The organism is Sphingobium yanoikuyae (genome assembly GCF_013001025.1).
Lineage (GTDB): Bacteria > Pseudomonadota > Alphaproteobacteria > Sphingomonadales > Sphingomonadaceae > Sphingobium > Sphingobium yanoikuyae_A.
The window spans coordinates 1,865,733-1,888,186 of the sequence record NZ_CP053021.1 but is presented as its reverse complement, the minus strand read 5'-3'; the positions used below and the strand labels follow the sequence as shown (position 1 = coordinate 1,888,186).

Sequence of the window (22,454 nt, the reverse complement as noted above, 5' to 3'; positions counted from 1 at the left end):
TTTGCTTGTCCCCACACTCCGAACATGGTTGTCTAGGTTATATAAATAACAATCAAGGAGCATGAGGATGGAGCCCGTAGACAAGGCGCTTGGCACGGACGCGACACATGGCTGGTGGACGCTGCCACGACGCCATTATGTGCTGTTCATCCTGTGCCTGGTCGGGGTCGTGAATTTCGTCGACCGCCAGATTCTCGCGATCCTCCTGGAACCGATCAAGAAAGACCTGGGCGTCAGTGACACGGCGATGGGGTTGCTGTCGGGGATCGCCTTTTCCGCCTTTTACGTGATTGCCGGCATCCCGATCGCGCGGATGGTCGACAAGGGATCGCGGCGTAACGTGCTGGTCGGCTGCCTGACAATGTGGAGCCTTGCTACGGTGCTGTGCGGATTCGTCCAGAATTTCGTTCAGTTGGCCGTCGCGCGCATCGGCGTCGCATCCGGCGAAGCCGGCGGCGGTCCCGCAACCCAGTCGTTGCTCGCCGACCTGTATCCCATATCGCAACGCGCCACGGTGATCGGCATCTGGCTGGCGTCGCAGGCGATCGGCATCGCATTCGGCCTGTTCTTCGGCGGATGGCTCAATACTGCCTTCGACTGGCGGATCGCGTTCATCGTGGTCGGGGTGCCCGGTCTGCTGCTGGCGATCGGCATCCACCTGACCGTCAAGGATCCGCCGCGCGGCATGGCGGATGGGGGCGTCGGCAAGCAGGTGGAAACGCCGCCGCTGAAGGAGGCCTTTCTCATCGCGCTGCGTTCACCCTCGCTGCGCCTGCTGCTCATCATCGCCATGTGCTGTTCCTTCGCGGGCTACTCGATCCTGGGGTGGGGACCGACCTTTTATATTCGCGTCCATGGGATGACGACGATGCAGGTGGGAGGATTGATGGGGCTGGCGGTGGCCGGCGGGCTGTTTATCGGCAATGTCGGCGCGGGGCGGATCGCGGATCGGGTCGCGAAGGGCGATTTCGCGGTCTATATGCAGGTTGCCGGATGGGGCACGATACTGGCCGCGCCTTTCGGCCTGCTTTTCCTGCTGGCAGCCGACCCCATGCTCTCGCTGGTGGGCCTGTTCTTTTCCAAGCTGTTCATGACCTTCTGGATGCCGCCAACCTATGCTGTGGCCGTAGGCATGTCGCCGGTCCGCAACCGTGGCATGATTACCGCTTTGCTGACGCTGAGCACGACGGTTGTGGGCATCGGCATGGGTCCGGTGTTCGTGGGCGTCATGAACGACCTGCTGGAGCCGAGCTTTGGCAAGGAGGCGATCCGCTATTCTCTGGTCTTCGTGCTGGGCGGGCTGGTCGCGTGCGGCCTGCTTTGCTTCGTTGGTACCAAGCTGGTGCGGCGGGAAATCGCGGCACGGCCGGTGACGGCTCAATAAATGAAAGGGCAATGGGCGCGGCCCGGCGGACCGCGCCCATCCTGTATCAGCGGGTGAAGCTTTCGCCCTTTGCAGCCTTTTCTACCAGCAGTCTGGACGGCTCGATGCCCATGGCCCGCAAGCCGTCCACGACCTTTTGAAGGCCGACAGTATCGCCCCAGAACATCGGGCCACCGGTATAGACGGGCCAGTTATAGCCCAGGATCGCAGCGATATCGACGTCCGAGGCACGGATGGCGATGCCTTCTTCCAGCACCTTGGCGCCTTCGTTGACGACCGGGTAGAGCAAACGGGCAACGATATCCTCGTCCGACAGCTTGCCTTTGTTCGCAACGCCCTTGAAGCTGGCGAAATCCGTGATCGCGGCGGCCGCAACCGGCGACGGGGTCGCCTTGCGGTTTTCATCATAGTCGTAATAGCCGCCATTCTTCTTCTGGCCGAGGCGATCCATCTTGACCAGGTCGCCGCGAACGCTGCGCTCGGTCTCGTCGCGGCCGATGACATCAAGGCCGACAAGATCGATCATCTGGAACGGCCCCATGGCGAAACCATAGTCATAGACGGCCTTGTCGATTTCCTCCGGCGTCGGCCCTTCGAGGACGAGTTCGTCGGCCTGCTTCCCGCGCTGAGACATGATGCGGTTGGCGATGAAGCCAAAGCAGACGCCGGAAAGGACAGGCACCTTGCCTATCTTCTTGGCGAGCGCCATGGCCGTCGCGATCACTTCCTTCGACGTCTTCGCCCCGCGCACCACTTCAAGCAGGCGCATGACGTTGGCAGGCGAAAAGAAGTGGAGGCCGATCACCCAGTCAGGCCTGCTGGTCGCCGCCGCAATCTCGTCCAGATCGAGGAAGGAGGTGTTGGACGCCAGGATCGCCCCCTGCTTGGCGATCTTGTCAAGCTTGCCGAAGACGTCCTTCTTGACGCCCATCTCCTCATAAACCGCCTCGATGACAAGATCGACCTCGCCCAGCGCTTCCAGCCCCAGCCTGGGCGTGATGAGCGCCATGCGCTGCTCTACCTGCTCGGCAGTCATGCGGCCTTTCTTGGCCGTATTTTCATAATTCTTGCGAATTACGCCGACACCGCGGTCCAGCGCCTCCTGCGTCATTTCCACGAGAGTGACGGGAATGCCGACATTGAGGAAGTTCATGGTGATCCCGCCACCCATCGTGCCTGCGCCGATGACGCCCACGGTCTTGATGGGGATCGTCGCGGTGTCCTTGGGCACGTCGGGGACCTTGGCCGTCTCACGCTCGGCAAAGAAATAATAGCGTTGCGCCGCGGACTCGGTGCTGGTCACCAATTCGTCGAACAGTTCCTTTTCCCGTTCGATACCCTTGTCGAAATCCTCGATCTCGGCGGCCGCTTCAATGGCGCGGACGATATTATAGGGCGCCTTGAAGCCGCGGAAGGCACGGGCATTCTTCTTGAGATAGGCTTCGTAGATTTCAGGCTTGCCGCGCGATGGCACCACCTTGTCCTGGCGGTCGCGCACGCGCTGGAGCGGCTTGTCGACGACGGTGCGAGCAAAGGCAATGGCGTCCTCCCGCAGTTTGCCCTCTTCAGCCACGGCGTCGATCATGCCCAGTTCCAGCGCCTTTTTCGCGGGAACCGGTGCGCCGCCGGTCATGATGTCGAGGGCGGTTTCGACGCCGACGATACGCGGCAGACGCTGCGTGCCTCCGGCGCCGGGCAGCAGGCCCAGATTGACTTCGGGCAGGCCGACCTTCGCGGACGGCACGGCGATGCGATAATGGCAGATGAGCGCCAGTTCGTAACCGCCGCCCAGCGCCGTGCCATGGATCGCGGCAACCACCGGCTTGGTACCGTTTTCGATGATGTCGAATACCGCGTGCAGGCCGGGCTCCTGCGGTGGCTGGCCGAATTCGGAAATATCGGCGCCGGCGAAGAAGGTGCGGCCACCGCAGATCAGGACGATCGCCTTGACGCTATCGTCCTCCGCAAAATTGCGGAAGCCGGCATCGAGCGCCAGGCGCGTCTTGATGCCCAGAGCATTGACCGGGGGGTTGTCGATTTCGATCACCCCGATGCCGCCGTCCTCGACGCTGTATTTTCCGACTTCGCTCATGAAAGGCTCCTCGATTTGCAAAGCATGTTTGCATCGGTCTTTGCCCTGACTCGGCGCGCCGCGCAACCGGAGAAAGAGAACATAGTTATCCAGGTGCACTTTGGGATGCGGGGCCGACGGTTCGGCGCGTGCAAAGGGCCTAAAGCGACAAAGGTGCCGCAAGATACCGGCTGCAATGTCACCTTATGGCGCTTTTCGACCTGTCGGCGACAGGGTGGTCCCGCCGCTCCGTCCAGCGGCCGGGCCAAGCGCCTTTGAAGCAAAGGAAATCTAACATTGGAAGGGCTTTTTCCCGCCCAGACCGGCGCTGACGGTCCGACGGGGGCTGATCGCTAGCCGCGCACTCCCAAGCCCCGCGCGATGATGCCGCGCAGAATTTCCCGCGTGCCCCCGCGCAGCGACCAGCTGGGCGCATTCATCACGATCTTCGCGAGGACCGCATTATAGTCGGCCCGTGCGGCGAGGTCGGGTTCCGCATCGATCAGACCGCGCGCGATGTCGGGCACGGATTGTTCAAAGACCGCGCCAAGATCCTTGACGATGGCCGCATGGAGCGCGGGATTCTCGCCTGCGTCCAGCATCGCCGCCACCCCACGCGAACGGCGGCGCAGGATGATGAGATGGGCGGACAGGCGGCCAATCGCAGCGCGGGTCAGATCGCCATGCCCCTTGCCCAGAACGGCGATGAGTTCCACGATCAGCTGCATTGAGGAAAGAAACCGTTCCGGCCCGGAGCGTTCAAAAGCGAGTTCGCTCATCACCTGGTTCCAACCATCGCCTTCCTGCCCGATCAGCGCGTCGAGCGGCGCAAGCGCATCGTCGAAATGAACCTCGTTGAAATGATGCTGGCCCGCCAGATCGATGATCGGTCGGATGGCAATGCCGGGCGTGGCATGGAGATCGATCAGCAACTGGCTGGTCCCGGCGTGACGATCGGCTGGCGTGCCGGATGTGCGGCAGAAGAGGATCATATAGTCGGATTGATGCGCGCCCGTGGTCCAGACCTTGGTCCCATTAATGCGCCAGCCCTGGGCCGTGCGCCGGGCACTGGTGCGGGTGGCGGCGAGGTCGGAACCGGAATCCGGTTCGCTCATGCCGATGCAGAACATCGCCTGACCTGCCGCGATGCGCGGTAGCACGGCTCGCCGTTGCGCTTCGGTTCCGAATTTGAGCAAGGTCGGCCCGCTCTGCCGATCACCGATCCAGTGTGCACCGACAGGGGCGCCGGCGGCCAGAGTCTCTTCCATCACGACATAGCGTTCGAAGGCGCTGCGTTCGTGCCCGCCATAGCATCTGGGCCATGTCATGCCGAGCCAACCCCTCGCGCCCATGGCACGGGTGAAATCCTTGTCCACCCCGGTCCAGCTGTCGGCGCGGCGGATCGGCGGAACATGGGCCAGCCGATCATGCAGAAAGGCGCGCACGTCGTGTCGCAAAGCCTCGGCGGCTTCGTGGCGAGGGGGCGTGGCAAAGCGGATGGGATTCATGTTTCCGTCCTGTCAGGCCGCAACGACGAAGGGCCAGAACCCATCGCGGCCAACCGCGAGCGCGGCGGCGCCCAAGCACTGCGTCCAATGGTGCGGCCCGCCATATTCGTCGCGCCAACTCCACAACGCACTGGTGTACCAGTGCAGGCGATGCTCCTGCGTAAAGCCGATCGCGCCATGCAACTGCTGGGCGACGCCCGTGGCGACGCTCGCCGCCTCCGCGCTGCGGATGCGGGCGGCCGCAACGCTGAGCATCGGGTCGCCGGCGGCTTCGGCCAGCGCCTCCGCCGCCAAACCGGCGGCCGCGCCCGCAGCGGCCGCTTCGCCTGCCATCCGGGCCAGTTCATGTTGGATCGCCTGAAATGTGGCGAGGGCGCGCCCGAATTGCTTGCGGTCGGAAACATGGGCGATGCTGAGATCCAGTACCTGATCCAGCGCACCGGCGATCTGCAGGACGCGAAGGCCCGCGCCCATGAGGTAAAGAGGATGGCCTTGCGCAGGTGCTGTGGCGGTTATGGCGGCATCAATCGACAGCCTGTCGCGCGGCATATGAGCGATGTTCGTCCCCGACTCCGCCACGCGCCATCCACTGTCCAGCCGGGCGACATGGCGCGCGCCGCCAAGCAGATATTCCACGACCAGCGTGCCGACGGTGGCCCCCCAAGGCACGCGATCGGCGGTGCCCGTGATGCGTCCGTCGCGGAGAACGAGGCCCGACTCGACAGGGATAAATGCAGCCGGACCTTCCGCCAGCGGCAGCCCCGCGAGCGCGAGTGCCTGGTTCGCCGCCATGGTTTCACCAAGCGGCAGCGGTAGCGCATGGCGGCCAGCCAGACGCGCCAGCGCGAAGGCATCGACCGGATCCAGTCCGAAGCCGCCCGATCCTTCGGGCACGAGCGCCAGCGGCAGGCCCATCTGTGCGATCGCGTTCCACAGGGAGGCCGGCCACGCCCCCCGCCGTGCGCTGCGCACCGTCGCGTCGTCGCACTGGTCCGCCATCAGCCGATCGGCCGTGCCAAGGACCATCGCTGCATCGCTCATGTGGCCATCTCCATAGCATAGGCCGATTGGGCGATGGCGTCCGCCGCCTGGCGCATTGCCGCGCCGATGGCATCCATACCCTCGGCATTCTCCCGGCCGCTGAACATAGACGCGGAGAGGACGAAGCGCGGCGCGCCGCCTGTATCCACGATCGCGGCCGCCACCGTCGAGATGCCGTGATTGATCTGACCATTGTCAATCGCCCAGCCCTTCGCCGCCGCCGCGCGCACCTGAGCGATGAACTCCTGCGGATCGGGCGCGCTTTTCCAGCGGATGCCGGCATGGACAGCCGCAATGGCCGCATCATCCAGGGCGCGACGCGCAAGCACCGCGCGACCTGTCGCACCCGCGGCGGCGGGCTGGCGCTGGCCAACCACCATGTGGATGCGCATAGCCTCCGCGCTTTCGGCGAGCGCGACCAGGACCAGGCGTTCGCCTTCGGTAAGACGCCAGAGGCCTACGGCAGCATCGAACTGCCCGGCGAGCGTCGCCATGGGTAGATGCGCCGCGCGGACGACCGCATCGCGGCCCAGCGCAAGCCGCGCGAGATCGATCGTGCCAAGACAGAGCGCATAGCGTTTCGACACCGCGTCGAAGCTCACAAGATCCTCGCGCAGCAGCGTCTTGAGCACGTTGAAGCAGGAACTGGGATTGAGTCTAAGGGCACGCGCAATAGCGGTAACGCCCTGTGGTTCGGAAAGCGCGCCCAGATGGCGCAATATCGCAATCGCCTGCACCACCGAATTGACCGGCGGCCGGAGTTGAGGATCGGGGCGAGGCATGTCCATGGCCACACCCTACTATTCACGATCATGAATGTCCATTCTCGTAGTTGAATAAGTTATATAGGTAAGCTAGATCATGGGAAATCGAAATGCGGAGAGCATAGAAATGGGCGATTCGGCACGGCTGGATGGCAAGGTGGTGGCGGTGACGGGTGCAGGGCGCGGCATCGGCCGCGATATCGCCTTGCTATGTGCGCGACAGGGCGCGAACGTCGTCGTCAACGACCTGGGCGCATCGGCAGAGGGCGAAGGCGCCGATGCAGGGCCGGCCGAGGAGGTCGCGGCGCTGATCCGGGCAGAGGGCGGCAAGGCCATCGTCAATGGCGCCAGCGTCGCCGAGCCGGAGGGCGCGGCATCGATCATCGAGGATGCCGTAAAGCAGTTCGGGCGGATCGATGGCGTGGTCAACAATGCCGGCATCCTTCGCGACCGCATCTTCCACAAGATGAGTATCGTCGACTGGAAGCAGGTGATCGACGTGCACCTCAATGGATCATTCTATGTGTCAAAGGCCGCGGCGCCCTATTTCAAGGACCAGGGGTCGGGCAGTTATGTCCATTTCACATCGACATCAGGGCTGATCGGCAATTTCGGCCAGGCCAACTATTCGGCAGCGAAAATGGGCATCTTCGCCCTGTCCAACTCGATCGCGCTCGACATGCAGCGCTTTGGCGTGCGGTCAAACTGCATAGCGCCCTTCGCCTGGAGCCGTTTGATCGCGACGATCCCCGCCACCAACCCGGATGAGGAAAAGCGGATCGAGCGGATGAAGACGATGACCACGGACAAGATCGCGCCGATGGTCGCCGCGCTGCTTTCCGACGGAGCGAGGGACGTCAGCGGCCAGACGTTTGGCGTGCGCAAGAACGAGATTTTCCTGTTCAACAAGCCGCGCCCGATCAAGACGATGCAGCGTTCCGGCGGGTGGACGCCCGACACTATCGTCAGCGACCTGCTGCCTGCCATGGCGCACGACATGATGCCGCTCGCGCGGTCGGCCGAAATCTGGCCCTATGATCCGGTCTGACGATCATGGCCTTTGACCCACAGGTCCTGCTGAACCTGCCGCCGATCGAGACGCGGCAAAAGATCAATCCGTTCAAGGTCATGCTCTATGCGCTGGGCGTGGGTGCGGAAGAATTGCCGTTCGTCTATGAAGAGGGGCTGGAGGCGCTGCCCACCATGGCGGTAACGATGGCCTATCCGGGCTTCATCTGGCGCGACCCGGCCTATCACGTGACCTGGCAGAAGATATTGCACGCCGAGACCAGCGCGCAGCTTCATTTGCCGCTTCCGGTCGAGGGCGAACTGATCGGTTATACGACCTTCGGGCCGATCCTGGACAAAGGGCCGGAGAAAGGCGCGATCGTCTACCAGACGCGTGAAATCTACGCCGACGACGGGCGTCATATCGCGACGGTGCGTAACACCAATTTCCTGCGCGGCGACGGCGGATTCGGTGGATCGTCCGGGGGCCAGCCCCTGCCTCATGCGATCCCCGATCGCGCGCCCGACCTGATGATCGCGCTGCCCACTGCCGACAATCAGGCGCTGCTCTATCGCTTGTCGGGCGACATGAACCCGTTGCACGCCGACCCCAAGGTAGCGCTGTCAGCCGGGTTCGAGCGTCCGATCCTGCATGGCCTGGCCACCTACGGTATCGTTGGTCGCGCACTGCTGCGCGGGCTGGCCGACAATCGGCCGTACCGGATCAAGCGTATGGATGCGCGCTTTTCGGCGCCAGTCTTTCCCGGCGAGACGATCGAAACGGCAATCTGGCGCGAGGGCGAGGGCAAGGCCGCCTTCACCGCGCGCGTGGTGGAACGCGACCGCCTCGTCCTCAACAACGGCTATGTGGAGTTCCAATGACGAGCGAAACCGGCATCCTGCGCTTTGGCGCCTATATTCCGCGCAACCGGCTCCAGCGATCGGCGATCTTCGCCGCCAATGGCTGGTTCGCCGGTGGCCTCAAAGGGCTGGCCAAGGGCGAGCGGGCGATCGCCAACTGGGACGAGGATCCGATCACCATGGCGGTGGAAGCAGCGCGCGACGCGGTGCCGGAGGACCAGCGCGGTGCGGTGGGATCGGTTAGCCTGGCATCGACCACCCTGCCCTTCGCCGACCGGCTGAACAGCGGCGTCGTCAAGGAGGCGCTGACGCTGAACGATGCGACTGGCGCATTCGACGTGACCGGGGGGCAGCGCGTGGCGACGTCGGTTCTGATCCAGGCGCTGGCGGCGGCGAAGGGGGGAGCGGAACCGCATCTGGCGCTGGCGTCGGAAATGCGGCTGTCCAGACCCGCCTCGGAATCCGAGATGGTGCAGGGCGATGCGGCCGCCGCGCTGCTTATCGGCCAGGGTGATGTTGTCGCGAAATATCTGGGCAGCCACAGCGTCACGATCGACTTCGTCGACCATTTTCGCTCGTCCGGCCAGGACTTCGACTATAGTTGGGAGAGCCGCTGGATCCGCGACGAAGGCTATAGCGGGATGATCGGCGCAGCGTTGACCGATGGTTTCGCGGCGTTGGGCGTGACAGCCGCCGACATCGACCGATTCATTGTGCCGATCACCGCGCGGGGCGTCGCCGAAGGACTGGCGAAAAAGGCCGCGATCAGGGCCGAAGCGGTGGCCGACCGGTTGGGTGACAGCGTGGGCGACAGCGGCGTCGCACATCCGTTCCTGCTGCTTGCTGCTGCGCTGGAGACGGCGCGCGCGGGCGAGAAGATAGTGCTGGTGGCCTTCGGCCAAGGTGTGGACCTGCTGTTGTTCGAGGCGACCGGCAGCGGCGCTTCGCCCGCGCGCGGTGTCGCAGGATCGCTGGCTCGCGGCGTCAAGGACGGCAATTACCTGCGCTGGCTGTTCCATCGCGGCAATCTCGGCCTCGATCGGGGAATGCGCGCCGAGGCCGACCAGAAGCAGCCAGGCACCACATTGTGGCGCAACCGCAAGGCGGTGCTGGGACTCGTCGGCGGGCGGTGTGCGAAGACTGGGGTCGTGCAGTTCCCCAGCAGCGACATATCGGTCAATCCGAACGATCATGGCTTCGGGACGCAGGAGGATTATCCGCTGGCCGACCGAAAGGCGCGGATCGTGACCTACACGGCGGACGCGCTGACCTACTCCCCTGCTCCGCCCAGCTATTATGGCATGATCGACTTCGAGGGCGGCGGCAGGATGATGGCCGAGTTCACCGATGTCGAGGCCGACGATGTCGAGGTCGGACGCGACATGTCGATGATGTTCCGCATCAAGGCGATCGACGAGATTCGCGACTTCACCAAATATTTCTGGAAGGCCGTTCCGGCAGCCTGATCGGCGCTTCCAGCCAAGGAGAAAGTCTATGGCACGCGGTATCAAGGACAAGGTCGCCATATTGGGCATGGGCTGCGCCAAATTTGGCGAGCGATGGGACAAGGACGCCGACCAGCTGATGGTCGAGGCCTATGAGGAGGCGATCGCTGATGCGGGAATCGAGACGTCGCAGATAGATGCTGCGTGGTTGGGCGTAGCCTTTGATGCGGTGAATATCGGCCCGTCGGGCATTCCGCTCGCAACCGCGCTGCGGCTGAAGAATATCGGCGTCACCAAGGTCGAGAATTACTGTGCGAGCGGCACGGAGAGCTTTCGCGGCGCGGTCTATGCCGTGGCGTCGGGCGCGGCGGACATTGCGCTGGCGCTGGGTGTCGAGAAGCTGAAGGACACCGGCTATGGCGGGCTGCCTGTCCGCACGCGCGGGACCATGCATGACATGACCGGAATTACCGGGTCGGCGCCGGGCAATTTTGCGCAGCTCGCATCGGCCTATCGCAAAACGCACGGTGTTTCGAAGGAGGATCTGAAACGCGCCATTGCCCATGTATCGGTCAAAAGTCATGCCAATGGGGCGAAGAATCCGAAGGCCCATTTGCAGAAGGCCGTCGACATGGACACCGTATTGAATGCCCCGATGATCGCCGAGCCGCTGGGCCTGTTCGATTGCTGCGGCGTGTCGGACGGCGCGGCCTGCGCCATCGTCACCACGCCCGATATCGCCCGCGCGCTGGGCAAGACCGATATCGTCACGATCAAGGCTTTGCAGATCGCCAGCTCCAATGGTTGGGAATTGCAGCATGGCGGCGGCTGGAATGGAAGCTATTTCCACACCACCCGCATCGCTGCGGAGAAGGCCTATCATGAAGCCGGCATCACCAATCCGCGCGAGCAGATCAGCCTGACCGAAGTGCATGACTGTTTCTCGATCACCGAACTGGTGACGATGGAGGATCTCTACCTCTCCAAGGAAGGGGAGGGCTGGAAGGATGTGTTGGATGGCATGTTCGACGCCGATGGCAAGGTGCCGTGCCAGATCGACGGCGGCCTCAAATGTTTCGGCCATCCGATCGGCGCGTCGGGTTTGCGCATGATCTACGAAAACTATCTGCAATTGCTGGGCCGCGCAGGGGCGCGGCAGCGGCAGACGCCGCCCAGCCTGGCGCTGAGCCACAATCTGGGCGGCATGCCGAGCCAGAATGTGTCGGCCGTTGCCATCGTGGGGCTGGCCGATGCTTGAGGTCACATCATCGGAAGGAGCGTCGGGCATGGATGAAGAGACGTTCGAGGCGTTTCTGGATCAGTTGCGCCGCTATATTCGCGAGCGCTTGATCCCCGCCGAGGCGGACGTGATCGAAAGCGATCGTGTGCCTGATGCGATATTGGCGGAGATGCGCGACATGGGCCTTTTCGCCTTGACCACACCGGAGGCATTTGGCGGCGCGGACCTGAGCATCAGCCAGTATATCCGCGTCATCCGCGAAATGGGATGGCCGGCGCCCGCCTTCCGCGCGACCATGTCAATCAACACCGGCATGTTTTCGACCGCGCTGAAAAAAGGGGGAACGCCCGAGCAGCAGCGCGAATGGCTCAGCCGGTCGGCGGCGGGCGAGATCGCCTGTTTCGGCCTGACCGAACCGGATAGCGGGTCCGATGCGGCGGCACTCAAGACCCGCGCGGTCCGCGACGGCGACGACTATATCCTGAACGGTACGAAGCGCTATATCACCAACGCCCCCTTCGCGAAGATCGGCCTGATCATGGCGCGCACCAGCGCCGAGCCGCTGCCGCGCAACGCGCATGTCAGTGCCTTCCTGATCGACATGGATGCGCCGGGGGTATCGCTGGGCAGCCCCGACAAGAAAATGGGACAGCGCGGCGCGCAAATAGCCGACATCATCCTGGAGGATGTGCGCGTACCCGCCCGCGCCCTCCTGGGCGGCGAGGAAGGCAGGGGCTTCTTCGCCGCGATGCAGGCGCTGGATTCAGGACGGCTTTCGGTGGGCGCGGCCGCGCTGGGGCTGGCGGAAAGGGCGCTGGAAACCGGGCTGCGTTATGCGATGGAACGCAAGGCGTTCGGAGAGCCGATCGCCCAGTTCCAGCTGATCCAGGCGATGCTGGCGGACTCCAAAGCGGAAATCTATGCCAGCGAGTGCATGATGCTGGACGCCTGCGCGCGATCCGAACGGGGTCGCGCTTCGCTCGAAGCCTCCGCCTTCAAGATGTTCGCGACCGAAATGTGCGGGCGCGTGGTCGACCGGGTGGTGCAGATCCATGGAGGCGCGGGCTATCTGGCCGAATATGAAGCCGAACGGCTGTTCCGCGATGCGCGCATCTATCGCATCTACGAGGGCACGACCCAGATTCAGCAGCTGGTGATCGCCAAACAGATGATCCGCGACTTCGCGGCGCGCAGTTAAGGCCCATCCATGTACCAGCTTCTCGGCTCCACACGCGTCATCGAGGCGTCATCCTTCGTGGCGGCGCCGACCGCCGGCCTCTATCTGGCGCAGATGGGGGCGAGCGTCATCCGCGTCGACCAGATCGGCGGGGGGCCGGATTATCGACGCTGGCCCAAGGCGGAGACTGGCGCGAGCCTTTATTGGGAAGGGTTGAACAAGGGCAAGAAATCGGTCGCGCTCGATCTGGGCGCGCCGGAAGGACGGGAACTCCTCGCGGCCCTCGCGACGGTGCCGGGCGCGGATGCGGGGCTGTTCCTGACCAACTTTCCCGTCGATGGCTTTTTGAGTCATGAAAGGCTGGCAAAAAGACGCGCCGACCTTGTCACCGTGCGGGTCATGGGGCAAGCCGATGGCGGCCCGGCGCTCGACTATACCGTCAATTGCGCACTGGGCATTCCGCAGATCACCGGGCCCGACAGTCTGCGCGACGCGCCGGTCAACCATGTGCTGCCGGCGTGGGACCTGCTGACCGGCGCCTATGCGGCCTTTTCCATGCTCGCCGCCCTGCTGCACCGGCGCGAGACTGGCATGGGACAGGAAGTCCGGATTCCACTTGCCGATGTCGGCATCGCCACCATCGCCAATCTGGGACAGCTGGCCGAGACATTGCAGACCGGCAATCGGGCTCGTCATGGCAATGCGGTCTATGGCGCGTTCGGGCGTGACTTCCTGACCGCCGATGGGCAACGGCTGATGATAATGGCGATCACGCCGCGGCAATGGCGCGGGCTGGTCTCCGTGCTTGGGCTGGAAGAGGCGGTCGCGGGAATCGAGGCGTCCCGCAGCGTCAGCTTCGCCCGCGACGAGGGCGAGCGCTTTGCCCATCGCGACGCGCTGTTTCCGCTGGTCGAGAGCGCGGTCGCACGCCGCAACGCGACGGAGCTGAGGGCAGCGATGGATGCGCAGGGCTGTTGCTGGGGCCCTTACCAGGACATGGCGCAGGCGGTGCGCGATCCGGTGCTGGTGGCGGACAATCCGCTTTTTTCGACCATCCAGCAAACGAGCGGGCTGCGCTATCCGGTGCCCGGCGCGATGGCGACCCTGCCGGCCCAGACGCGCGAAACCCCGCGGCGCGCCCGGCGACTGGGCGAGGACAGCGAGGAGATACTGGCCGACCTGCTGGGCCTTGGGTCGGGGCAGATTGGCGCATTGATCGACAGGGGGATAGCGGCGCGCGCATGACAGAGACGATAGCACGGGCGCGCACGGCGCTGGAGGCGCTGCGGCGCTATGGCGCGGCGGCACAGGTCCATGTGGCAGCCCGGGTGGCGCCCGGCGGAAAGATCGACCCCAGGCGGCTCGATGCCGACCAGCGTGCAGCCCATGGCCTGGCCTGGATCGCGACGACGGTCGCGGCGCTGAGTGCGCTGGCCGACTGGGCGGAGGGGCTGACGGCGCGGCACCGCTATGGCGACGCTGAAGCGCTGGTGCTCGCGCTCGCCTTTGGGGAATATGCCGCGCAGATGCTGGGCGGCCTGCCGATCAGTGCCAATGAATATGTGCGGCCTGCGCAACTGGGGCTGGCCGAGGCGGCGCGCGAACTTGGTACCGATCCGGCGGTCGCAGCGTTCGTGGCGGAGGCGGACGATCCCCGCGCGCGCGCCGCCCTGATCGCGCATGTGCGGGCGGGCGGCACCATAGCGGAGGATATGGGCGACGAGACGATCGATGCGATCAGGGCGCAATATCGACGCTTCACCGTCGATAAAATCACGCCCTACGCCCATCAATGGCATCTGGCGGACGCGCTGATACCCGATGAGACGATCGCCGAGCTGGCGGCGCTGGGGACGTTCGGCGTCTGCATAGCGCCGGAATATGGCGGGCTGGGGCTGGGCAAGCTGGAGATGTGCGTCGTCACCGAAGAGCTGTCGCGCGGCTGGATCGGCGCGGGGTCGCTGGGCACCCGGTCGGAAATTGCGGGCGAGCTGATCGGGCTGGCGGGCACGGACGCCCAGAAGGCGCAATGGCTGCCGGGAATTGCTAGCGGGACAATATTGCCGACGGCGGTATTTACCGAGCCATCCAACGGGTCCGATCTTGCGCAACTGAGCACCCGCGCAATCCAGCATAAGGAAGGCGGCTGGCGCATATCGGGCGCGAAGACATGGATCACCCATGCGGCCCGGTCCGACCTGATGACACTGCTGGCGCGGACCGGGGGATCGGGCAATGCCGGGCTATCCATGTTCCTGGCGCCCAAGCCGCGCGGGAGCGACGACACGCCCTTCCCGGCGGAAGGGATGAGCGGGAGCGAGATCGCCGTGCTGGGTTATCGCGGGATGCGCGAATATGAACTGATGTTCGACGGCTTTGCCGCGCCGGGCGAGACCTTGCTGGGCGGCGAGGAAGGACAGGGTTTCCGCCAGCTGATGCAGACATTCGAGGGTGCGCGCATCCAGACCGCCGCGCGCGCAGTGGGCGTCGCGTGGCGCGCGTTCGAGCTGGGCTATGGCTATGCGATCGAAAGACGGCAGTTCGCCAGGCCGATCGCCGACTTCCCGCGCGTGTCGGACAAGCTGGCGATGATGCTGGTGGAGACGATCGCGGCGCGCGAACTCGCTCATTTCGCAGCGCGCGCGAAGGACAAGGGGCGGCGCTGCGACGTGGAAGCGGGCATGGCCAAGCTGCTGGCTGCACGGGTAGCGTGGACCAACGCCGACAATGCGCTGCAAATCCATGGAGGCAACGGTTATGCGCTGGAATATGAGATCAGCCGGCTGTTGTGCGACGCGCGCATCCTCAACATATTCGAGGGCGCGGCCGAGATTCAGGCGCAGGTGATCGCGCGCGGGCTGCTGACGAACAGGAACTGACGGCGATGGAACGGCACAGCGACACCCTTACGCCCGCACTTGCCGCCCGCTATGCCGCGACGTTCGACAGGGCGGTGCGGGACGGCGCGCCGCAGGGTATCCACTGGTGCCTCAACACGCCCGAAGCGGAGACGGCCGCGCTGGGCACGGATGGGCATCCAGCAGATGGCGGTGGCGCAATGCCCCACCATGCTGCCTTCCCGCGCCGAATGTGGGCATCCAGCGCGCTGACATTCCATGCGCCCATTCGCGTGGGCGCGCGGGTGGAGCGGACCAGCCGGATCGAGAGCAGTACGGAGAAATTGGGAAGCAGCGGCCGGTTGCTGTTCGTCATAGTCGCCCACGATGTCACCGCCGACGGCCAGGCAGCAGTCAGCGAGAGGCAAACGATCGTCTATCGCGAGGCCGCCATGCCCGGCGCCGCGCCCGTTGCCGTAGTCGAACCCCAGACGGAAAAGGACTGGGACTGGGAACGGGTGGTGACGCCTAGTACGCCTCTGCTGTTCCGTTATTCCGCGCTGACATTCAACAGCCACCGCATCCATTACGACCTGCCCTATGCCCGCGAAGCGGAGGGATATGCTGGCCTGGTCGTGCACGGGCCGCTGATGGCCGCGTTGCTGCTGGACCTGGCTGATCGCATGGCCGGACCGGACGCTTTGCGGGAGTTCAGCTTTCGCGCGGTAGCACCCGCCTTTGCCGATGCGCCCTTGCGGCTGCTCGGCATGATAGCGGGCGATACCGTCGCGCTGCATGTGCGATCGTCGGAGGGGAATGACCATATGACCGCAATCGGGCGCCTGGGCGGCTAACGCGGTCAGACGACACGCCGCTCCAGCGGTTCGCCGGCAAAATGGCGGCGTACATTGTCGAGCGCGCCCCGCATCACCGCCGCCAGCGATTCGATGGTCGCGCCCGCGACATGGGGGGCCATGAGCACATTGGGGACACCGACCCAACCGGCGCCGTCGATCGGTTCGCCATCGAACACATCGAGCGCCGCGCCGCCGAGCCTGCCATCCCTGAGCGAAGCAATCATTGCGGGTTCGTCGATAACAAAGCCGCGCGACACATTGACGATCAGGCCGTCTGCGCCGAGCCGGTCGAGGACGTCCGCGCTGATAAGGCCGCGCGTATCGTCGGTGCCCGCAACCGCGACCAGCAAGGTCGTCGCCCAATCGGCAAGCGCCTCAAGCGACTCTATCCGCTGCCACGACACAGGCTTGGGATTGGGGCCCCACCAGCGTATCTCGCAACCGAAGGGGTGGAGCCGCTGCGCGATGTTGCGTCCGATATGGCCGAGGCCGACGATGCCTACGCGCTGCGCCGATACCGCATGGCCGGGAGGCAGACGCGCTTCCGCCCAGCGGCCAGACCGGACATAGGCGTCGTTCGCCATGAGATCGCGGCGATGCGCCAGCATCATCGTAACGGCATATTCGGCGACGTCGCCCGCATTAATGCCTCCCGCGTTGCACACCGCTATGCCGCGTGCCCGCGCCGCATCGAGATCGATGCCAGCCATCCCCGCCGCGACGACAGCGATCAGTTGGAGGTCGGGCAGCATAGCGAGGCGGGCAGCATCGAGTCGTTCCATACCCGCGGCGATGATGGCTGTGATGCCCGCGCCATGTTCGGCCAGATAGCGATCGCGATCGGCGTGGTCGTCAAGGCAGACATAGTCGAACTCGCCGGGTGGCGGCCGCAGCATCTTCAAGATGGCGCGGCTCATGACCAGGACGCGCGGGCCGATCGTCGGATGGCTTGCCGCCATATTTTCCAGTCCCTCATTTGATCCGATGCCTTGACGATAAGCCGTCCGTCACGGATAGCAACATATATAACCTAGAATACCATTGCTGAAGGAGCGGGCTTATGGAGCGGCGATATCTGGGCAACAGCGGCCTGGCGGTTTCGGTACTGGGCTTTGGTGCCATGACCTTTTCCGACGGCGACGGGCAATTTGGCGGTGTGGGCGCCACGCGCGGCGCGGACGCCATGCGGCAGATCGACATGTGCCTGGACGCTGGGGTCACCCTGTTCGACACGGCAGACGTCTATGCGGCAGGACGGTCGGAGGAGATATTGGGCGAAGCGCTGGGGCCCCGGCGCAAACATGTCGTCGTCGCGACCAAGGCGTTCGGGCGCATGGGCCGCAACGATCACGACACTGGCCTGTCCCGCCGCCATCTGATTGATGCGTGCGACGCGAGCCTCAAGCGACTGGGCACGGACTGGATCGACCTGTATCAAGTACATAGTTTCGACGCGCTGGTGCCACTGGAGGAAACATTGCGCGCCCTGGACGACCTCGTGACGGCAGGAAAGATACGCTATATCGGCTGTTCCAACTATGCCGGCTGGCAGTTGATGAAAGCCCAGGCGGTGTCGCGGGAGAGGGGCTATGCGCGCTATGTCGGCCAGCAGATCCAATATTCGCTGATGGTGCGCGATGCCGAGCAGGAACTGCTGCCCTGCGGCGTGGATCAGGGCGTGGGGGCGCTGATATGGAGTCCGCTGGCGCAGGGCTTCCTGTCCGGCAAGTTCCGGGGCGATACCGGCGCGCCAACGCGACTGCAACAGAGCGGCCGGCTCAAGGCCTATGAGACGCCGACAGGCGCCGCCGTGCTGGACGCCATCGACGCGATCGTCGCGGCGCGGGGCGGTGTGAGCCACAGCCAGGTCGCACTGAACTGGCTGCTGCGTCGTCCGGGCGTGTCCGCCGTGCTGGTGGGCGCGCGCACCGACGCGCAACTGGCGGACAATCTGGCGGCGGCGCAATGGTCGCTTCTAGACGAAGAAATGGAAGCACTCGACCGGGCGAGCCAGACGCCGATGCAATATCCCAATTCGCATCACCGCATCTTCACGCACGAGCGCAATCCGCAACTCTTCGTGCGCTACAAGACAGGGGAATGATGGCGGGCGGGGCGGCCGATGCACCGCCCCGCCCGCCATTCAGCGCGGCGCCATGCGGATCGCGCCGTCGAGGCGGATATCCTCACCATTGAAATAGGGATTTTCGATGAGCTGAAGCGCGAGCATTGCATATTCAGAAGGCTTGCCCAGGCGCTTGGGGAACGGCACCGATGCACCCAAGCTGTCGATGACATTTTGCGGCATACCCAGCATCAGCGGGGTTTCGAAAATACCCGGCAGGATAGTGTTGACCCGGATCGCCTCGCCCATCAGGTCGCGGGCGATCGGCAGGGTCATGCCAACTATGCCGCCCTTCGACGCGGAATAGGCAGCCTGGCCGACCTGGCCATCCTCCGCCGCGACCGACGCTGTGTTGACGATCGCGCCTCGCTCGCCCGATCCTAGCGGGGCGAGCGCCACCATGCCCGCCGCCGACTTGGCGATACAACGGAACGTGCCGATCAGGTTGACCTGGATGATCGTGGTGAACTGCGCCATCGGATAATGTTTGATCGACCCGTCCTCGCGCGAACGGCTGACGGTCTTTGCAGCGGGGCCGATGCCCGCGCAGTTGATGAGGATACGCTCCTGTCCGATCGCGGCGCGCGCCTTGGCGAAACCGGCATCGACCGAGTCGTCGGACGTGACATTGACTTCACAGTAGACGCCGCTGATTTCGCGAGCGATCGCTTCGCCCGCTTCCACATTGAGGTCAAAGATCGCGACCCTGGCCCCCTTGGCCGCCAGCGCGCGCGCCGTGGCGGCGCCGAGGCCCGAAGCGCCACCGGTGACGACGGCCGAAAGTCCATTCACGTCCATATGATATTCTCCCTGATGATGCGCCGGTCAGCCCAGCATGTCTTTCGCGATGACGATCTTCATGACTTCGGACGTGCCCGCGAAAATCCGCGAGATGCGCGCGTCGGCATAGAGCCGGCAGATCGGATATTCCTGCATGTAACCGGCAGATCCATGAAGTTGCAGCGATTCATCGACGGCCCTTGCCTGTACTTCGGTGCATTTGAGCTTGCAGGCGGCGGCCGTCGCCGGGTCCAGTTCGCCCGCGTTGAACAGGTCGACGCAATGGTCGAGAAAGGCCTGGGCGCAATCGACATCGGCGCGTAGTTCCGCCAGCTTGAACTTCGTGTTCTGAAAGTCGGCAATGCGCTGGCCGAACGCCTTGCGCCCGGTGGTGAAGTCGACCGCGAGACGGATGGCTTCCTGCGCGTTGGGAAGGGATTGGGCGGCGGTGGTGATCCGCTCCTCCGCGAGTCCACCGCGCATATAGTCGAACCCGCGCGCCGGATCGCCGATCACATGCTGCGGCGACAGTTCGACATCCTCGAAAAAGAGTTCGGACGTGTCCTGGCTCAGGAAGCCAAGTTTCTCCAGCTTGCGGCCAGGACGGAAGCCGGGCATCCCCTTTTCGACCAGGAACAGGCCAAGCTGGCGCGGATTGGAAGGATCGGTCTTCGCCGCCACCACGAACAAGTCGGCGGTCAGGCCGTAGGAAATATAGGTCTTCTGTCCGTTCAGAACCCAGCTGCCATCGCCGCGTGGCCGGGCATGGGTCTTGAAGCCGGCGATGTCGCTGCCCGCGTCCGGCTCCGTCATGGCGATGGCGCAGATCATCTCGCCCGACACGAGTTTGGGAAGGAAGAGATGCTTCTGGGCCTCGGTGCCATATTTGGCGATATAGGGCGGCGAGTTACGGTTGAGCGCCCCCATCCAGAGCCCGGTCTCATGGCTCCTGGTCACTTCCTCATACATAAGCTGGTCGTAGCGGAAATCGGCGAGGCCGAGGCCGCCATAGGCCTCCTCCACCCAGTAGCAGAGGAAACCGCCCTCCCCCGCTTTGCGATAGACATCCCGGTCGATCATGCCCTGTTCGCGGAAGCGGGGCGAATGCGGCACGACTTCCCGCTCCAGAAAGCGGCGGAAGGCTTCGCGAAACTGCTCCTGTTCGGGCGTATAATGATTGCGTTTCATGACCATGGAAATCAGTCCTCCCGTTCACTCAGAAGGCCGTGCGGATCGCCGAGCGATGCGCCGCCATCCATCGTCAATGTCTGCCCGGTGGTGTAGGCAGCCTCGTCCGACGCCAGAAACAGGAATCCGGCCGCAATCTCTTGTGGTGTACCGGGGCGGCCAACAGGAACCTGCGCGCCCATGGCGGCGATCTGTTCTTCGGTAGCGTTGCACTCAAGCGCGTGCGTGCGCGTGAGGCCCGGCTCGATCGCGTTCACGGTGATACCCCTACGCGCCAATTCCAGCGCCGCGCCCCGGACGAACCCCGTCACGGCCATTTTGGCCGATCCATAATGGACGCGGCCAGGCAGCGACTTGCGATTACCAGCGACCGAGGAGGTGACGAGGATGCGGCCCGCCGGACTTTTGGCCAGCCAGGGGAGTGCATCCTTCGTCAGCCAGAAGGCGGCCTTGATACCGACGTCGAACATGCTGTCGAGCACATCGTCGGGCATGTCGGCGAGGCTCGCTGGCATGAGATAGGCGGCATTGTGCAGAATGATGTCGATCCGGCCGAAGCGATCCCCGGCGCGCATCACCATCGCCCGCACCGCCTGGCGATCGCCCATGTCGAGCGTGTCAAGGACGGCGGTGCCGCCGGTTTCGGTAATAGCGTCAACGACGTCCTGTCCTGGTCCGGCCGACCGCGTCGCTACTACGACCTGCGCGCCCTCGCTTGCGAACAGTTCCGCCGCGGCACGACCGATGCCCCGCCCTCCACCGGTCACGATGGCCACTCGTCCGTCCAGCTTGCCCAACCGCACCTCCTCATCCGCCTTGTCGCAGCGGCGTGGCCCCATTCGCCCATCATTGTCAACTAGGTTATATATCTGTGATGGACAAGCGCAACGGATGGCGAGATAGAGAGGGCATGACCGATGACTCAATGCTCGTCCTACGGAGCGATGCCGATGGCGTCGCTACGTTGACGCTCAATCGCCTGGACAAGCGCAACGCGCTCAACGTCGCCATGTTCGCGGCGCTCGACGCTCACCTGGGCGATCTGGAGGGAGAAACCGACCGGATCGGCGCGGTGGTGCTGCGCGCGGCGGGGCCAGTCTTCAGCGCGGGTGCGGACCTTGGCAAGCAGCAGAAGCCACCGCGCCGCTTCTTTCAGGCAGCAACGATCACGCGGCTAGCGAACCTGCCCCAACCCGTCATCGCGGCGGTGCACGGCCCCTGCTTCACTGGCGGGCTGGAACTGGTGCTGGCGGCGGACATCATCCTGGCGACGCAATCCTCGCGTTTTGCTGACACTCACGGCAAATGGGCACTGGTGCCCGGATGGGGCATGACCCAGCGCCTGCCGCGCCGGGTAGGCCAGCACAAGGCCCGCGAGATGATGTTTACTGCACGCGAATATGACGGGCGTCAGGCCGAAGCGATGGGCTTGGTCAACCTATGCGTGGCGGATGACATGTTCGAGGCCGAACTGGAACGGCTGACCCGCGATATCATGGCATTGTCCTGGCACAGCCATCGCGGCAACAAGGCACTGCTCAACGCATCCGATGGCATGACGCTGGAGGCGGGACTGGCCCATGAGATAGTCGCCAGCCCAGGCGTAGGGCCGGATTTTGCGAACCGGGTCGGCGCCACTTTCGGAAAGCGATAGCGCCCCTCGCCGGCTACCGCTTGTCGAGCTTGCGCACCGTGCCGCTGTAGGCGGTGATGGCGACGTCGCCTTGCCATAATGTGCCCCGCACAAACGCCATGCGCCCTGTTTCACGCAGCAGTTCGAGCCGGGCGACGATCGGCGTGGCGATGTCGCCGCTGGCAAGGAAACTGAGCGTGAAGTCGATGACGACGATGCCGCCACGGCTGCACCGGCCATGCAGGTAAAGAGGCAGGAACAGCGATTGTTCCGCGATCGCCGAGAGAAAGCCGCCGTGCAGCGAGCCCATCACGTTGGCGCAACCGGTATGGGGCTGGACGCGCATCTCGGCGCCGCCGGGCACGGCCCGCACATCGAGCGGGGGTAGCGCAGTTTCAAACCCCGTGACCGCAACACGGTCCAGCGGCCGCCAGCCATCGACGGCGATCGGCGTTGCATCGTCCATCCCGACGCCGTCTGACGGCAAGTGGTTCTCTTGATCCAACATTTGTCATTTCATCCTGCTTATGCTGCA

20 protein-coding genes are annotated in these 22,454 nt (G+C 64.4%); 11 read left to right on the top strand and 9 right to left on the bottom strand.

Annotated features, from left to right (window positions below; genetic code table 11):
* Positions 1-67 precede the first annotated feature (67 nt).
* Positions 68-1,384: a spinster family MFS transporter gene (locus HH800_RS09450; RefSeq protein WP_169860879.1), complete on the top strand. Its 1,317-nt coding sequence runs from the start codon at positions 68-70 to the stop codon at positions 1,382-1,384.
* Between the two features lie 46 nt (positions 1,385-1,430).
* Here HH800_RS09450 and HH800_RS09445 read toward each other — a convergent pair whose 3' ends face one another.
* From HH800_RS09445 to HH800_RS09430, 4 genes are all read right to left on the bottom strand, one after another.
* A complete protein-coding gene (locus tag HH800_RS09445) occupies positions 1,431-3,476 on the bottom strand; it encodes a 3-hydroxyacyl-CoA dehydrogenase NAD-binding domain-containing protein (protein WP_169860878.1) in 2,046 nt (681 codons plus the stop codon).
* A gap of 332 nt (positions 3,477-3,808) precedes the next feature.
* On the bottom strand, positions 3,809-4,963 hold the full coding sequence (locus tag HH800_RS09440; protein ID WP_169860877.1) for an acyl-CoA dehydrogenase family protein: 1,155 nt from the start codon (positions 4,961-4,963) through the stop codon (positions 3,809-3,811).
* Positions 4,964-4,975: 12 nt separating this feature from the next.
* Positions 4,976-6,004: an acyl-CoA dehydrogenase family protein gene (locus HH800_RS09435; protein WP_169860876.1), complete on the bottom strand. Its 1,029-nt coding sequence runs from the start codon at positions 6,002-6,004 to the stop codon at positions 4,976-4,978.
* Complete coding sequence (locus tag HH800_RS09430) at positions 6,001-6,792, bottom strand: IclR family transcriptional regulator (protein WP_169860875.1); 792 nt, start codon at positions 6,790-6,792, stop codon at positions 6,001-6,003. The genes HH800_RS09435 and HH800_RS09430 overlap by 4 nt, the downstream gene beginning before the upstream one ends.
* 103 nt (positions 6,793-6,895) lie before the next feature.
* On the opposite strand from HH800_RS09430, the gene HH800_RS09425 reads away from it, so the two are divergent.
* The 8 genes from HH800_RS09425 to HH800_RS09390 are packed head-to-tail and all read left to right on the top strand — an operon-like array spanning position 6,896 to position 16,190.
* A complete protein-coding gene (locus tag HH800_RS09425) occupies positions 6,896-7,816 on the top strand; it encodes an SDR family NAD(P)-dependent oxidoreductase (RefSeq protein ID WP_169860874.1) in 921 nt (306 codons plus the stop codon).
* A 5-nt stretch (positions 7,817-7,821) separates the two neighbouring features.
* Positions 7,822-8,658, top strand: a complete 837-nt coding sequence (locus tag HH800_RS09420) for a MaoC family dehydratase (protein ID WP_169860873.1) — start codon at positions 7,822-7,824, stop codon at positions 8,656-8,658.
* A complete protein-coding gene (locus tag HH800_RS09415) occupies positions 8,655-10,103 on the top strand; it encodes a 3-oxoacyl-[acyl-carrier-protein] synthase III C-terminal domain-containing protein (protein WP_169860872.1) in 1,449 nt (482 codons plus the stop codon). The genes HH800_RS09420 and HH800_RS09415 overlap by 4 nt, the downstream gene beginning before the upstream one ends.
* A 28-nt stretch (positions 10,104-10,131) precedes the next feature.
* Positions 10,132-11,340 (top strand): acetyl-CoA acetyltransferase, encoded by a 1,209-nt coding sequence (locus HH800_RS09410; protein WP_169860871.1) that lies wholly within the window; start codon positions 10,132-10,134, stop codon positions 11,338-11,340.
* A 28-nt stretch (positions 11,341-11,368) separates the two neighbouring features.
* On the top strand, positions 11,369-12,520 hold the full coding sequence (locus HH800_RS09405) for an acyl-CoA dehydrogenase family protein (protein ID WP_169860870.1): 1,152 nt from the start codon (positions 11,369-11,371) through the stop codon (positions 12,518-12,520).
* Positions 12,521-12,529: 9 nt separating this feature from the next.
* A complete protein-coding gene (locus HH800_RS09400; RefSeq protein WP_169860869.1) occupies positions 12,530-13,744 on the top strand; it encodes a CoA transferase in 1,215 nt (404 codons plus the stop codon).
* On the top strand, positions 13,741-15,378 hold the full coding sequence (locus tag HH800_RS09395; RefSeq protein WP_169860868.1) for an acyl-CoA dehydrogenase family protein: 1,638 nt from the start codon (positions 13,741-13,743) through the stop codon (positions 15,376-15,378). The genes HH800_RS09400 and HH800_RS09395 overlap by 4 nt, the downstream gene beginning before the upstream one ends.
* Positions 15,379-15,383: 5 nt before the next feature.
* Positions 15,384-16,190, top strand: a complete 807-nt coding sequence (locus HH800_RS09390; RefSeq protein ID WP_169860867.1) for an FAS1-like dehydratase domain-containing protein — start codon at positions 15,384-15,386, stop codon at positions 16,188-16,190.
* A gap of 5 nt (positions 16,191-16,195) precedes the next feature.
* Here the strand turns inward: HH800_RS09390 and HH800_RS09385 are convergent, their stop codons facing one another.
* A complete protein-coding gene (locus tag HH800_RS09385) occupies positions 16,196-17,152 on the bottom strand; it encodes a 2-hydroxyacid dehydrogenase (RefSeq protein ID WP_169860866.1) in 957 nt (318 codons plus the stop codon).
* Positions 17,153-17,253: 101 nt separating this feature from the next.
* On the opposite strand from HH800_RS09385, the gene HH800_RS09380 reads away from it, so the two are divergent.
* A complete protein-coding gene (locus HH800_RS09380; RefSeq protein ID WP_169860865.1) occupies positions 17,254-18,297 on the top strand; it encodes an aldo/keto reductase in 1,044 nt (347 codons plus the stop codon).
* A 39-nt stretch (positions 18,298-18,336) separates the two neighbouring features.
* Here HH800_RS09380 and HH800_RS09375 read toward each other — a convergent pair whose 3' ends face one another.
* Genes HH800_RS09375 through HH800_RS09365 form a run of 3 tightly spaced genes read right to left on the bottom strand, consistent with a single transcriptional unit; the run spans position 18,337 to position 21,125 of the window.
* Complete coding sequence (locus HH800_RS09375) at positions 18,337-19,116, bottom strand: SDR family NAD(P)-dependent oxidoreductase (protein ID WP_169860864.1); 780 nt, start codon at positions 19,114-19,116, stop codon at positions 18,337-18,339.
* Between the two features lie 27 nt (positions 19,117-19,143).
* A complete protein-coding gene (locus HH800_RS09370) occupies positions 19,144-20,286 on the bottom strand; it encodes an acyl-CoA dehydrogenase family protein (protein WP_169860863.1) in 1,143 nt (380 codons plus the stop codon).
* An 11-nt stretch (positions 20,287-20,297) separates the two neighbouring features.
* Complete coding sequence (locus HH800_RS09365; RefSeq protein WP_066863633.1) at positions 20,298-21,125, bottom strand: SDR family oxidoreductase; 828 nt, start codon at positions 21,123-21,125, stop codon at positions 20,298-20,300.
* 71 nt (positions 21,126-21,196) lie between these two features.
* On the opposite strand from HH800_RS09365, the gene HH800_RS09360 reads away from it, so the two are divergent.
* Complete coding sequence (locus tag HH800_RS09360; protein ID WP_169860862.1) at positions 21,197-21,940, top strand: enoyl-CoA hydratase/isomerase family protein; 744 nt, start codon at positions 21,197-21,199, stop codon at positions 21,938-21,940.
* A 13-nt stretch (positions 21,941-21,953) separates the two neighbouring features.
* Here the strand turns inward: HH800_RS09360 and HH800_RS09355 are convergent, their stop codons facing one another.
* Entirely contained in the window at positions 21,954-22,385 is a 432-nt protein-coding gene (locus HH800_RS09355; protein WP_066863639.1) for a PaaI family thioesterase, read from the bottom strand.
* Positions 22,386-22,454 lie beyond the last annotated feature (69 nt).